Raw genomic sequence first — 12,955 nt, 5'->3', positions numbered from 1 at the left:
GGCGCTTTCCAGGTTTCCGCTTGCGCGTTTCCCTTTCCGGCGGACCCGACTTTATCAGAGGTTCTGAGTCGGATTTCCCGCCCCCTGCGGGGACTGGTTCCGGGGCACGAAGCATCCGGGTTCCCGTTCGGGCGGAGCCGTAAACGTACTGGAGCGGGGCGCCTCGATGCAAATCGAGGCGCCCCGCTGTCAGTTGGCGCGTGGGACGCGGCCGAGCGGACGTACGTCCGTCAGACCTCGACCACGACCGGCAGGATCATCGGCCTGCGGCGATAGGTGTCGGAGACCCACTTGCCGAGGGTGCGGCGGATGAGCTGCTGGAGCTGGTGCGGCTCCACCACGCCGTCCTGGGCGGATCGTTCGAGCACCTCGATGATCTTCGGCATCACCTCGGCGAAGGCCGAGTCCTCGATGCCCGAACCGCGGGCCTGGACATGGGGACCGCCCGTGATCTTGCCGGTGGACGAGTCCATCACCACGAAGACGGAGATGATGCCCTCGTCGCCGAGGATCTTGCGGTCCTTCAGGGCTGGTTCGCCGACGTCGCCCACGGAGAGGCCGTCGACGTAGACGTAGCCCGCCTGGACCTTGCCCGAGATCTTCGCCTTGCCCTCGATGAGGTCGACGACCACGCCGTCCTCAGCGATGACGATGCGATCGTGCGGGACGCCGGTGAGGGCGCCCAGTTCGGCGTTGGCGCGCAAGTGGCGCCATTCGCCGTGGACCGGCATCAGGTTCTTCGGGCGGCAGATGTTGTAGAAGTACAGCAGCTCGCCAGCCGAGGCGTGGCCCGAGACGTGGACCTTGGCGTTGCCCTTGTGGATGACGTTGGCGCCCCAGCGGGTCAGGCCGTTGATCACGCGGTAGACCGCGTTCTCGTTGCCGGGGATGAGGGACGACGCCAGGATCACCGTGTCGCCGTCGACGATGCGGATCTGGTGGTCGCGGTTGGCCATCCGGGACAGGGCGGCCATCGGTTCGCCCTGCGAGCCCGTGCAGACCAGGACCACCTCGGAGTCGGGGAGGTCGTCGAGGGTCTTGACGTCGACGACCAGCCCCGGCGGGACCTTGAGATAGCCGAGGTCACGGGCGATGCCCATGTTGCGGACCATGGAGCGGCCGACGAAGGCGACCCGGCGGCCGTACTCGTGGGCCGCGTCCAGGATCTGCTGGATGCGGTGGACGTGGCTGGCGAAGCTCGCCACGATGATCCGCTTGCGGGCGCCGGCGAAGACCTGGCGCAGCACGTTCGAGATGTCGCGCTCGGGCGGGACGAAGCCCGGCACCTCGGCGTTCGTCGAGTCGGCGAGGAGCAGGTCGATGCCTTCCTCGCTCAGCCGTGCGAACGCGTGCAGGTCCGTGAGGCGGTGGTCCAGCGGCAGCTGGTCCATCTTGAAGTCGCCGGTGTGCACGGCCATGCCGGCCGGGGTGCGGATGGCGACGGCGAGGGCGTCCGGGATCGAGTGGTTGACCGCGACGAACTCGCAGTCGAAGGGGCCCACGCGCTCACGGTGTCCCTCGGCCACTTGGAGGGTGTACGGGCGGATGCGGTGCTCCTGGAGCTTCGCCTCGATCAGGGCGAGGGTCAGCTTGGAGCCGATCAGCGGGATGTCCGGCTTCTCGCGCAGGAGGTAGGGGACGCCGCCGATATGGTCCTCGTGGCCGTGCGTGAGGACGATGCCGTCGATGTCGTCGAGACGGTCCCGGATGGACGAGAAGTCCGGCAGGATCAGGTCGATTCCGGGCTGCTCCTCCTCGGGGAAAAGCACTCCGCAGTCGACGATCAGCAGGCGGCCGCCGTACTCGAAGACCGTCATGTTCCGGCCGATCTCGCCGAGACCGCCGAGTGGGGTGACCCGCAGGCCGCCCTCGGGGAGCGGCTGCGGCGGGCCGAGTTCAGGATGCGGATGACTCAAAAGACTCTCCTCACCACACGCGCCACGTACCGGTTGGGGCACGTGGCGCGCGTGACGTTCGTGCATGAGCAGTTGTCATTGTGGGATGCAGGCACCGGTGGCCTGCCTATTCAGTTGTGAAGACTGTGGTGCCAAGTCTGGTGTTAGAGCTGTACCCCGCCGGCGGCAAGATCGATCTTGAGTTGGGCGATCTCCTCCGGCGTGCACTCGACCATGGGGGCGCGCAGGGGCCCGGCGGGCAGACCCTGCAGGGCGAGCGCCGCCTTGGTCGTCATGACTCCCTGGGTGCGGAACATGCCCGTGTAGACGGGGAGCAGCTTCTGGTGGATCTCGGTCGCCTTCTGTACGTCGCCCGAGACGAAGGCGTCCACGAGGGCGCGCAGATCGGGCGTGACGAGGTGGCCGACGACCGAGACGAAGCCGACGGCGCCCACCGAGAGCAGGGGCAGGTTCAGCATGTCGTCGCCTGAGTACCAGGCGAGGCCGGAGCGTGCGATGGCCCAGCTGGAGCGGCCGAGGTCGCCCTTGGCGTCCTTGTTGGCGACGATGCGCGGGTGCTCCGCGAGCCGTACGAGCGTCTCGGTGTTGATCGGGACGCCGCTGCGGCCGGGGATGTCGTAGAGCATCACCGGCAGCTCGGCGGCGTCTGCGACGGCCCTGAAGTGCTGGTACAGGCCCTCCTGCGGGGGCTTGTTGTAGTACGGGGTGACGACGAGGAGGCCGTGGGCGCCGACGCGCTCGGCGCCGCGGGCCAGCTCGATGCTGTGGTGGGTGTCGTTGGTTCCGACGCCCGCGACCACATGGGCCCGGTCGCCGACGGCCTCCACGACCGCCCGTACGAGGTCCGCTTTCTCCGCGTTGCTGGTGGTGGGGGACTCACCGGTGGTGCCGTTGATGATCAGGCCGTCGTTGCCTGCGTCCACCAGGTGGGTGGCGAGCCGCTGTGCGCCGTCGAGGTCGAGTGCGCCGTCCGCCGTGAAGGGCGTGACCATGGCGGTGAGGACCCTCCCGAAGGGGGTCTGCGGAGTGGAGGTCGGAGCCATGGGGAACACGCTACTCGCTGCTCCGTGTGCGGTCTGCCCTAGGGGTGCGGGATAAGTCCGGACAAATGCGGAGCCCGGTACTGCCTGCTCGGGGGTTCAAGCAGTACCGGGTCCGTTTGATCAGGCTAGATGAACTTCTCCAAATGCCGCAATACGGACACTTCGCCAGATCGACCCGTACGTCTGTGCTCTCTCGCGGAACACGGACGCGCTACGGCGCCACTCGGCCGTTCGCGTTGAAGGCGGCGTGGGTGAGCGGCATCAGCCGGGCCCACTCCTCCTCCATCTTCTCGCCGACCATCTCGATCTCCCGCTGCGGGAAGGAGGGGACCTTCGCCAGTTCGTGCTGGGTGCGCAGGCCGAGGAAGTGCATGAGCGAACGGGCGTTGCACGTGGCGTACATGGAGGAGAAGAGGCCGACCGGCAGGGCCGCGCGGGCGACCTCGCGGGCCACTCCCTCCGCGAGGAGCTTCTGGTAGGCGGTGTACGCCTGCTCGTACGCCTCCGACAGGACGCTGGTCACCGAGGCGTGCTGCGCCGGGGTGCCCTCGACGAAGACGTACTTGCCCGGGCGGCCCTCCTGCACGAGCTTGCGCGACTCGCCAGGGACGTAGAAGACCGGCTCGAGCTCGCGGTAGCGGCCGGACTCCTCGTTGTACGACCAGCCCACGCGGTGCCGCATGAACTCGCGGAAGACGAAGATCGGGGCGCTGATGAAGAAGGTCATCGAGTTGTGCTCGAAGGGGCTGCCGTGCCGGTCGCGCATCAGGTAGTTGATCAGCCCCTTGGAGCGCTCCGGGTCCTTCTGGAGCTCCTCCAAGGACTGCTCGCCAAGGGTCGAGACGCGGGCAGCAAAGAGGACATCGGCATCCGATGCGCTGGATTTGACCAGCTCAACGGTGACATCACTGCGCATGTACGGCTTGGGGGCGTCGCCGGAGGTCACGGGAGTCCTTCCATCACGTCTTGGGTTCGCGCCCACTGTACGGGGGAGCTTCCGTCCACCGGGGCTGGACCTGATTCCTGTGACTTGTCGGGAATACGGCACCTTTTGGGGCGCTCGGCCGTCTGTGTAGATGACAGTCATTCGTTCGACCCCAGATCGACCCCAGATCAACCCGGAAGGGAGACTCACCGGCCATGTCTCGTCGGCGCGAGCCCGTCCCGTTCGCCTTTGTCTCCGCGGCCGACAGGTTCCGCAGCAATGTCACACCCCCGCCGCGTGAGCGGGCGTCCATCGGCCAGACAGCCGGGCGCTGGCTGCTCGGACTCACCCTCGTCGCCGGGCTCGTGGGCGCGCTGGTGCTCGGCACACCGGCGCTGTCCACCGACACCCACACACCCCCTCAGCAGTCACAGGCCTCCCATGGGCACTGACTCCATCGGACCCCCCAAGGTGGTGAGCTGGGACACAGCCGGATAGCCTCACCGGGCACCGCCCCCGCATGGATTGAGTGAGGACAAGCCGTGCCCCTGCCCTTCCTGACGGCCGACCGCGCTTTCGAGACTGCCGACGATCTCGCGCTGCCGTACCACGACCGCGACCGCTGGCGGCGTCCCTACCGTCCCGGCCCGTGGCGTGTGGGTGCGGCGGCGCTGTGGCTGCTGCTCGCCTCGTTCGTCCTCTTCGCGGCGGTCATCATCGCGTTCACCGCTTCGGCCTCCGAGGCAGCCGTGACCTTCGGCATCGCGCTGGTGGTCATCGTGTGCGCGCTGCGGCTGCTGCGCGCGGGCGCGTGGGTGAGTGCGCGCGGGCTGCGCCATGTGACCTTCTTCGGCACGCGCACGACGCCCTGGGAGCAGGTGGTCTCCGTGCGGACGGTGCAGCAGCCGGTGCGCTGGCTCGGGCTGCCGCGCACGGTGCAGGGCCAGGCGCTCGTTCTCGTACGCCGGGACCGTGCGGAGCGGGACGCACAGGTGCTGATGACCACGCACAACGCCGACTTCCTCGCGCGGCAGGGGTCGTTCGACCGGGCCGCGGACACCATCGAGGCGTGGGCGGCGGAGCACGGACGACGCTGACCTGGCAACCACCTGGTCGTACGAAGACGGTCATACGAAGGGGTCGGCAGGCGTAAGGGGTCGGCAGGCGTAAGGGGTCGGCAGGCGTAGACGAACGCTCAGGCCTCGATGGTCCTGCCGTCGTGCAGTGCGATCGCCCGTTGCATCGCCTTGCGGGCGCGTGGGGTGTCGCGGGCGTCGTGGTAGGCGACGGCGAGCCGGAACCAGCTGCGCCAGTCGTCGGGGGCCGCCTCCGTCTCGGCCTTGCGCTTGGCGAAGACCTCGTCGGCGGAGTCGCGGTCGATGCGTCCGCCGGGCGTGCGCCTGAGTTCGTCGACGGGCAGGCCGCCCTCGGCGTCGAGTTCGGCGGCGAGGGCGTTGGCCCTGCGGACGAACTGGGTGTTCTTCCACAGGAACCACACGCCGATCACCGGCAGGATCAGCACCGCCACGCCGAAGGTGACCGTGACGGGCGTACCGGACTGGATGAGCATGACGCCGCGGCTGCCGACCAGGACGAAGTAGAAGACGAGGACGGCGGCCGTGACGAGGTAGGTGATCTTCGCGCGCATGACGGTCGGCGGCTCAGCTCAGGCCCAGGAAGTGTTCCAGGCCGAAGGTCAGGCCCGGATTGGTCACCACGCGGCGGGCGCCGAGCAGGATGCCCGGCATGAAGCTGCTGTGGTGCAGGGAGTCATGGCGGATCGTCAGCGTCTCCCCCTCGGCGCCGAGCAGGACCTCCTGGTGGGCGAGCAGGCCGCGCAGCCGGACCGAGTGCACCGGGACGCCGTCGACGTCCGCGCCGCGCGCGCCGTCCAGGGCCGTCTCCGTCGCGTCCGGTGCGGGCTCCGCGTTGGACTGCCTGCGGGCCTCGGCGATCAGCTGGGCGGTGCGCGTGGCGGTGCCGGACGGGGCGTCGACCTTCTTGGGGTGGTGCAGCTCGATGACCTCGACGGATTCGAACCAGGGCGCGGCGAGCTGCGCGAACTTCATGTTGAGGACGGCGCCGATGGAGAAGTTGGGCGCGATCAGCACGCCCGTCTCCGGGGAGGCGGCCAGCCACTCCCGCAGCTGGGCGAGGCGCTCCTCGGTCCAGCCCGTGGTGCCGACGACCGCGTGGATGCCGTGGCCCAGGCAGTACTCGAGGTTGCCCATCACCGAGTCGGGCGTGGTCAGCTCGACCGCGACCTGGGCGCCGGTGACGGCCAGCGTCTCCAGATCGTCGCCCCGGCCGAGGGCGGCCACCAGCTCCATGTCCTCGGTGGCCTCGACGGCCCGGACCGCCTCGGAACCGATGCGCCCCTTCGCACCGAGGACCGCCACGCGCAGCTTGCTCATCTCTTCTGCTTCCTTACGGGAGTTACGAGGACGGGTGTCGGACGTCAGGCGACGGCGTCCTGCAGACGGGCGGCCTGCTTGTCCTTCAGCGGGCCGATGACCGACAGCGAGGGCCGCCGTCCCAGGATGTCGCGGGCGACCGCGCGGACGTCGTCCGGGGTGACCGACGCTATCCGGGTCAGCATGTCGTCGACGGACATCTGCTCGCCCCAGCACAGCTCGCTCTTGCCGATACGGTTCATCAGCGCGCCGGTGTCCTCGAGGCCGAGGACCGTGGAGCCACGGAGCTGGCCGACGGCGCGGCCGATCTCCTCGTCGGACAGGCCGTGCTCGGCGACATGGTCGAGCTCGTCGCGGCAGATCTTCAGCACGTCGTGGACCTGCGAGGGCCGGCAGCCGGCGTACACGCCGAACAGGCCGCAGTCGGCGAAGCCCGAGGTGTACGAGTACACGCTGTAGGCCAGGCCGCGCTTCTCGCGGACCTCCTGGAACAGGCGGGAGGACATGCCGCCGCCGAGGGCGGTGTTCAGCACGCCGAGTGCCCAGCGGCGCTCGTCCGTGCGGGCCAGGCCCGGCATGCCGAGGACGACGTGCGCCTGTTCGGTCTTGCGGCCGAGCAGTTCGACGCGGCCCGCGGTGCGGATCGAGCGGCGGCCCTCGCGCGGGGCGATGGGGACCGCCTCGGCGTTCTTGAGGGCGCCCGCCTTCTCGAAGGCGGCACGGACCTGTCGTACGACCTTCTGGTGGTCGACGTTGCCCGCGGCCGCCACGACCAGGTGGGTCGGGTCGTAGTGCTTCTTGTAGAAGCGGCGGATGCGGTCGGCGGTGAGGGCGTTGACCGTGTCGACGGTGCCGAGGACCGGGCGGCCGAGGGCGTTGTCGCCGAACATGGTGTGCGCGAACAGGTCGTGCACGCAGTCGCCCGGGTCGTCCTCGGTCATGGCGATCTCTTCGAGGATCGCGCCCCGCTCGACGTTGACGTCCTCTTCGAGGATGAGCGAGCCGGTCAGCATGTCGCAGACGACGTCGATGGCGAGGGGCAGGTCGGCGTCGAGCACGCGCGCGTAGTAGCACGTGTACTCCTTCGCCGTGAACGCGTTCATCTCGCCGCCGACCGCGTCGATGGCGGCGGAGATGTCGAGCGCGGACCTGCGGCTGGTGCCCTTGAAGAGCAGGTGCTCCAGGTAGTGCGTGGCGCCGTTCAGGGCCGGCGTCTCGTCGCGGGAGCCCACGTGCGCCCAGATGCCGAAGGTGGCGGAGCGGACCGAGGGCAGGGTCTCGGTGACGATGCGCAGGCCGCCCGGGAGGGTGGTCTTGCGGACCGTGCCGATGCCGTTCTCGCCCTTGATGAGGGTTTGGGTACGGGCGACGGCCCGCGCCTCCGAAGAGGTGCGGGCCGTCGCCTCGAAGCCGCGGGACGTCACTTGTCGCCGTCGTCCTTCTTGTCAGCGTCGTTCTCTTCGCCCTCGATGACCGGGATCAGGGAGAGCTTGCCGCGGGAGTCGATCTCGGCGATCTCGACCTGGACCTTCTGGCCCACACCGAGCACGTCCTCGACGTTCTCCACGCGCTTGCCGCCGGCGAGCTTGCGGATCTGCGAGATGTGCAGCAGACCGTCCTTGCCCGGGAGCAGCGACACGAACGCACCGAAGGTCGTCGTCTTCACGACGGTGCCCAGGTAGCGCTCGCCGACCTCCGGCATGGTCGGGTTGGCGATGCCGTTGATCGTGGCGCGGGCGGCCTCGGCCTGCGAGCCCTGGGCGGCACCGATGTAGATGGTGCCGTCGTCCTCGATCGTGATGTCGGCGCCGGTGTCCTCCTGGATCTGGTTGATCATCTTGCCCTTGGGGCCGATGACCTCACCGATCTTGTCCACGGGGATCTTGACCGTGATGATCCGCGGGGCGTTCGGGGACATCTCGTCCGGCGTGTCGATCGCTTCCATCATCACGTCGAGGATGTGGAGGCGGGCGTCACGGGCCTGCTTGAGGGCGGCGGCCAGGACGGAGGCGGGGATGCCGTCCAGCTTGGTGTCGAGCTGGAGGGCGGTCACGAACTCCTTGGTGCCGGCGACCTTGAAGTCCATGTCGCCGAAGGCGTCCTCCGCACCGAGGATGTCGGTGAGGGTGACGTAGTGCGTCTCGCCCTCGATCTCCTGGGAGATCAGGCCCATGGCGATACCGGCGACGGGGGCCTTCAGCGGCACACCGGCGTTCAGCAGCGACATGGTGGAGGCGCAGACCGAGCCCATGGACGTCGAGCCGTTGGAGCCGAGGGCCTCGGACACCTGGCGGATCGCGTACGGGAACTCCTCGCGCGTGGGCAGCACCGGCACGAGCGCGCGCTCGGCGAGGGCGCCGTGGCCGATCTCGCGGCGCTTCGGGGAGCCGACGCGGCCGGTCTCACCGGTGGAGTACGGCGGGAAGTTGTAGTTGTGCATGTAGCGCTTGCGGGTCACCGGCGAGAGGGTGTCCAGCTGCTGCTCCATGCGGAGCATGTTCAGCGTGGTGACGCCCAGGATCTGGGTCTCGCCGCGCTCGAACAGCGCCGAGCCGTGCACCCGCGGGATGGCCTCGACCTCGGCGGCCAGCGTGCGGATGTCGGTGACACCGCGGCCGTCGATGCGCTTCTTCTCCTTGATGACGCGCTCACGGACCAGGGACTTGGTCAGCGAGCGGTACGCGGCGGAGATCTCCTTCTCGCGGCCCTCGAACTCCGGCAGGAGCTTCTCGGCGGCCAGACCCTTGACGCGGTCCAGCTCGGCCTCGCGCTCCTGCTTGCCGGCGATGGTGAGCGCCTGGGCGAGCTCGGGCCTGACGGCGGCGGTCAGCGCCTCCAGGACGTCGTCCTGGTAGTCGAGGAAGATCGGGAACTCGCCGGTGGGCTTGGCGGCCTTGGCGGCGAGGTCCGACTGGGCCTTGCAGAGCACCTTGATGAAGGGCTTCGCGGCCTCGAGACCGGCGGCGACGACCTCCTCGGTGGGCGCCTCGGCGCCGCCCTTGACGAGCTGGATGGTCTTGTCGGTGGCCTCGGCCTCGACCATCATGATCGCGACGTCGCCGTCCTCCAGGACGCGGCCGGCGACCACCATGTCGAAGACGGCGTCCTCGAGCTCGGTGTGCGTCGGGAACGCGACCCACTGGCCGTTGATCAGGGCGACACGGGTGCCGCCGATCGGGCCGGAGAAGGGCAGACCGGCCAGCTGCGTGGACGCGGACGCGGCGTTGATCGCCACGACGTCGTACAGGTGGTCGGGGTTGAGGGCCATGATCGTCTCGACGACCTGGATCTCGTTGCGCAGGCCCTTCTTGAAGGACGGGCGCAGCGGGCGGTCGATGAGGCGGCAGGTGAGGATCGCGTCCTCGGAGGGGCGGCCCTCACGGCGGAAGAAGCTGCCGGGGATCTTGCCGGCGGCGTACATCCGCTCCTCGACGTCCACCGTGAGCGGGAAGAAGTCGAGCTGGTCCTTGGGGTTCTTGGAGGCGGTGGTGGCCGACAGCACCATGGTGTCGTCGTCCAGGTACGCCACGGCGGAGCCGGCGGCCTGCTTGGCCAGGCGGCCCGTCTCGAAGCGGATGGTGCGGGTGCCGAAGGAGCCGTTGTCGATGACGGCCTCGGCGTAGTGGGTCTCGTTCTCCACTAGCGTTTTCTCCTCGTCTTCGTCCCTCCTCGCCCGTGTGGCGGGGGGACGTCTGCGGAGAAGCGCGCCGTGCTGTGCGGGCCGGTCTTCGATCGAAGCACCCGGGGTTCGCATTCTCCCGGGGGCCACTACCGAGGACCGGCGGCGGCGTGACGGCGCTTCTCCTCGTTCGTCTTGTGACGCGGCCTGCCCCTGTGGGCACGGCCCGTCACTCTGTGTCGTACGTATTGCGTTGTGCTACCACACTACAAAGCGGCAGTGACACTCCGCACGTTTCCGTACGTACGGCAAAGGGAGCGGTTCCCACACTCGCGGGAACCGCTCCCTTCACGGCGTCTTACTTGGCGCCCGCCGCACCGCGGCGGATGCCCAGGCGGTCGACCAGCGCACGGAAGCGCTGGATGTCCTTCTTCGCCAGGTACTGCAGCAGGCGACGGCGCTGACCGACCAGGATCAGCAGACCACGGCGGGAGTGGTGGTCGTGCTTGTGGGTCTTGAGGTGCTCGGTCAGGTCGGAGATCCGGCGCGAGAGCATGGCGACCTGGACCTCGGGGGAGCCGGTGTCGCCCTCCTTCTGGCCGAACTCGTCGATGATCTGCTTCTTCGTAGCGGCGTCGAGCGACACTCGTACTCCTCGTAGTCTTCTGAAAGGGCCACCGAGTGCCCCCGGTCTGTGTCTCGGGGGAGCTTCCGTTACTCGGGAGGCGGGGATCCGCTGGGCGCGGCCTCCAGGGCCGGCAGGTGAACCTGCGGTGGCTCCGGGGGTGCGTACACAAACGGCCGTCAATCAGGGTACCAGCCAGTCGACGGCCCCTTCGCCACGGTTCCCGAGGGCGGGCGAATGCCGGGGAAAAGGCGGAAGGCGGCCCGGGGGCGGCCACTAGTGTGAGCCGACAGATCATTCGCGTACGCCGGGTATGCGTACGCCGGGAAGGAGCCACTGCGGCATGGCGGAGACCGAAGAGCAGATCAAGGCGCGCAAGGAACGGGAACGGGACGAGCTGTACGCCCTGGACATCTCGGGCGTGGAGTGGCGCAGCGCGCCCGGCACGGAGGGGCACGAGGAGCGGGTCGAGATCGCCGACCTTCCCGACGGGGCCGTCGCCATGCGGTCGTCGCTCGACCCCGGCACCGTGCTGCGCTACACGGCGGCCGAGTGGCGGGCCTTCGTCCTGGGCGCCCGGGACGGCGAGTTCGACCTGGAGGCGGCACCGCACGACGACGGGCAGACCGCGGAGGCGTAGCGCCGTCAGCGAGCTTGTGCGGTACGGCGGTTCGGGGACCGGTGATTCGGGGACCGGCGGTTCGGGGACCGGCCGTGACCGCTTCTCTTCACGTTGTGTGCGACCCGTTCACGAGAGACGCCCGTTTTGTTCACCAATACGTGGGCTGCGTATGCCACTTCTGCGCTGATTGTGACGTAGCGGTCACGTGCTCAGGCGTGGACGGGCCTGCCGTGCCGAGGCTACTGGCGATTAGGCTGGGACGGTGCGCGCCGCCGGACCGGTGGACCAGGGTGGACCAGGTGGCGGTGCCTCAGGGGGAGAGCCGGTGATTTCGGACGACCTCAGAACGACACAGGACGACAAGCAAGGGTCGCCCCAGCACGGCATGAGGGTGCTCGAGCACACCAGGAGGAATTGTGAGCAGCGATCGGGACGGGATCCGCGGGGGCTGGGCCACACCCGGCGATGACCAGCCCGACGCGGAGTCCGCCGTCGAGACGACGGGCGAGTTCACCATCGACTACGCGCCGCCTGCCTGGTACACGCAGAACGCGTCGGAGAACTCCGAGAGCTCCGAGGCCTCGGAGAACAACGCGGGCAGTGGGGGCGGAGCCTCCGGCTCCGGGGGTACGTCGTCCGGTGCGCCGGGGGCTCCCGGTGCGGGTCGGCCCGGAAACGGGCCGGTGGCTCCGAACGCCTCGGGGTCTCCCTCCGACTTCTCGCTCTCCTCGCTGCCGGGGCTGAGCCCGCCGGCCCACTCGATGCAGAGGCGTACGTCGTCCGACGGTCCGGCCGCTGTTCCGGCGCCCGCGCCCGGGGCTCCGTTCATGCCGCCCCCGCCTCCGCCGGCCCCCGCTCCGGGGGCTCCTTTCACGCCGCCCGCGCCTGCTCCCGGGGCCCCTTTCACTCCGCCCGCGCCTCCTGCGCCGCCGAGTGGTGGTCCGGGGGCGGTGCCCAAGCTCCCCGTAGGCAGCGGGTTCGAGCCTCAGCCGTCCGGGGGCGCTCCGTCGGCCTCCGAGGAGGAGTCCGGGAACGGCGATCTGGAGAGCGGCGCCACCATGCGGTTCTCCTCCGTCGCGTTGAAACGGGAGATCGCGGAGCGTGCGGCTGCCGCGGAGGCAGAGGCCGATGCCGGAGCCGGAGCGCAGGGCGATGACGTCGAGGTGACGGATTCGGCTGCGGCTACGGCTGCGGAGACCGACGCCGGGACCGACGCCGAGGACGATGCCGTCAAGGCCGACGACGGACACGTAGGCGAAGAGAGCGTCGGGACCGACGAGAACGGCGAGAACGCCGGGGATGCCTCGGTCGACGTAGACGTGCTCCCGGAATCCGCCTCCGAATCCTCCGAGTCCCCCGAGTCCCCCGAGTCCCCCGAAGCCTCCGACTCGCCCGCGGAAGGCGAGGACGATTCCTCCGAGGAGGACGTCGCGGAAGAGGCGGCTGCCGCCGAGGCGGAGCCGGAGGCCGAACCCTCCGACGCCGTGCCCGCGGACGCGGTTGCCGAGGACGGGGAGCCGGAGGACGCCGCGGCTTCCCAGGGTGGCGAACTCCCGGCCGAGGAGCCGCAGGACGCCGTTCCGGGTGCCGCCGAGGCCCCGCAGGACGCGCCGCCCGCCTGGGCTCCCCCGCCGACGCCGCAGGGCGGGCTCCCGCCGCTGCCTCCGTCGTACCAGCCCGCCGCGCCCGGTCCCGCGGCCCAGTGGCCGGTGCAGCCGCAGCAGCCTCAGCCGGTGCAACAGCCGGACCCGGCGGCGCCCGCACCGCAGCAGCCCGCGGCCGCCGCGCCGG

General features: G+C 69.6%; 12 protein-coding genes. 4 read left to right on the top strand and 8 right to left on the bottom strand.

Going from position 1 to position 12,955, the window contains the following annotated elements:
- Positions 1–230: 230 nt before the first annotated feature.
- The 3 genes from JYK17_RS39120 to thyX all read right to left on the bottom strand — a co-directional run bounded on the left by JYK17_RS39120 (position 231) and on the right by thyX (position 3,875).
- A complete protein-coding gene (locus tag JYK17_RS39120; protein ID WP_108016011.1) occupies positions 231–1,916 on the bottom strand; it encodes a ribonuclease J in 1,686 nt (561 codons plus the stop codon).
- 143 nt (positions 1,917–2,059) lie between these two features.
- On the bottom strand, positions 2,060–2,959 hold the full coding sequence (gene dapA, locus JYK17_RS39115; protein WP_108016012.1) for a 4-hydroxy-tetrahydrodipicolinate synthase: 900 nt from the start codon (positions 2,957–2,959) through the stop codon (positions 2,060–2,062).
- 211 nt (positions 2,960–3,170) lie between these two features.
- Entirely contained in the window at positions 3,171–3,875 is a 705-nt protein-coding gene (gene thyX, locus JYK17_RS39110) for an FAD-dependent thymidylate synthase (RefSeq protein WP_108016039.1), read from the bottom strand.
- A gap of 224 nt (positions 3,876–4,099) precedes the next feature.
- Between thyX and JYK17_RS39105 the strand changes: the two genes are divergently transcribed.
- Entirely contained in the window at positions 4,100–4,336 is a 237-nt protein-coding gene (locus tag JYK17_RS39105) for a hypothetical protein (protein ID WP_108016013.1), read from the top strand.
- 90 nt (positions 4,337–4,426) lie between these two features.
- Positions 4,427–4,981 (top strand): SCO5741 family PH domain-containing membrane protein, encoded by a 555-nt coding sequence (locus JYK17_RS39100; protein ID WP_108016014.1) that lies wholly within the window; start codon positions 4,427–4,429, stop codon positions 4,979–4,981.
- A gap of 98 nt (positions 4,982–5,079) precedes the next feature.
- Here JYK17_RS39100 and JYK17_RS39095 read toward each other — a convergent pair whose 3' ends face one another.
- The 5 genes from JYK17_RS39095 to rpsO form a co-directional block, all read right to left on the bottom strand.
- Positions 5,080–5,532 (bottom strand): tetratricopeptide repeat protein, encoded by a 453-nt coding sequence (locus JYK17_RS39095; RefSeq protein WP_108016015.1) that lies wholly within the window; start codon positions 5,530–5,532, stop codon positions 5,080–5,082.
- 13 nt (positions 5,533–5,545) lie between these two features.
- Positions 5,546–6,298 (bottom strand): 4-hydroxy-tetrahydrodipicolinate reductase, encoded by a 753-nt coding sequence (dapB, locus tag JYK17_RS39090; protein ID WP_128801765.1) that lies wholly within the window; start codon positions 6,296–6,298, stop codon positions 5,546–5,548.
- A 44-nt stretch (positions 6,299–6,342) separates the two neighbouring features.
- Positions 6,343–7,722 (bottom strand): M16 family metallopeptidase, encoded by a 1,380-nt coding sequence (locus JYK17_RS39085; protein WP_108016017.1) that lies wholly within the window; start codon positions 7,720–7,722, stop codon positions 6,343–6,345.
- Complete coding sequence (locus JYK17_RS39080; protein ID WP_108016018.1) at positions 7,719–9,938, bottom strand: polyribonucleotide nucleotidyltransferase; 2,220 nt, start codon at positions 9,936–9,938, stop codon at positions 7,719–7,721. The genes JYK17_RS39085 and JYK17_RS39080 overlap by 4 nt, the downstream gene beginning before the upstream one ends.
- Before the next feature lie 337 nt (positions 9,939–10,275).
- Positions 10,276–10,563 (bottom strand): 30S ribosomal protein S15, encoded by a 288-nt coding sequence (rpsO, locus tag JYK17_RS39075; RefSeq protein WP_108016019.1) that lies wholly within the window; start codon positions 10,561–10,563, stop codon positions 10,276–10,278.
- A gap of 322 nt (positions 10,564–10,885) precedes the next feature.
- On the opposite strand from rpsO, the gene JYK17_RS39070 reads away from it, so the two are divergent.
- Both JYK17_RS39070 and JYK17_RS41360 read left to right on the top strand, forming a co-directional pair.
- Positions 10,886–11,182 (top strand): DUF397 domain-containing protein, encoded by a 297-nt coding sequence (locus tag JYK17_RS39070; protein WP_108016020.1) that lies wholly within the window; start codon positions 10,886–10,888, stop codon positions 11,180–11,182.
- A gap of 398 nt (positions 11,183–11,580) precedes the next feature.
- Positions 11,581–12,955 (top strand): SCO5717 family growth-regulating ATPase (locus JYK17_RS41360; RefSeq protein ID WP_372465381.1); only part of this gene is annotated, 1,375 nt, incomplete at its 3' end.

Origin of the sequence: Streptomyces plumbidurans, assembly GCF_019857225.1 — a bacterium.
GTDB lineage: Bacteria > Actinomycetota > Actinomycetes > Streptomycetales > Streptomycetaceae > Streptomyces > Streptomyces plumbidurans.
The sequence above is the reverse complement of the archived record's forward strand: the minus strand, read 5'-3'. Positions and strand labels throughout refer to the sequence as shown.

Excerpts from the sequence above, each read along its gene's own strand:
- dapA (WP_108016012.1), bottom strand. The coding sequence starts at position 2,959 with ATGGCTCCGACCTCCACTCCGCAGACCCCCTTCGGGAGGGTCCTCACC.
- thyX (WP_108016039.1), bottom strand. The coding sequence starts at position 3,875 with ATGCGCAGTGATGTCACCGTTGAGCTGGTCAAATCCAGCGCATCGGAT.
- JYK17_RS39105 (WP_108016013.1), top strand. The coding sequence starts at position 4,100 with ATGTCTCGTCGGCGCGAGCCCGTCCCGTTCGCCTTTGTCTCCGCGGCC.
- JYK17_RS39095 (WP_108016015.1), bottom strand. The coding sequence starts at position 5,532 with ATGCGCGCGAAGATCACCTACCTCGTCACGGCCGCCGTCCTCGTCTTC.
- dapB (WP_128801765.1), bottom strand. The coding sequence starts at position 6,298 with ATGAGCAAGCTGCGCGTGGCGGTCCTCGGTGCGAAGGGGCGCATCGGT.
- JYK17_RS39070 (WP_108016020.1), top strand. The coding sequence starts at position 10,886 with ATGGCGGAGACCGAAGAGCAGATCAAGGCGCGCAAGGAACGGGAACGG.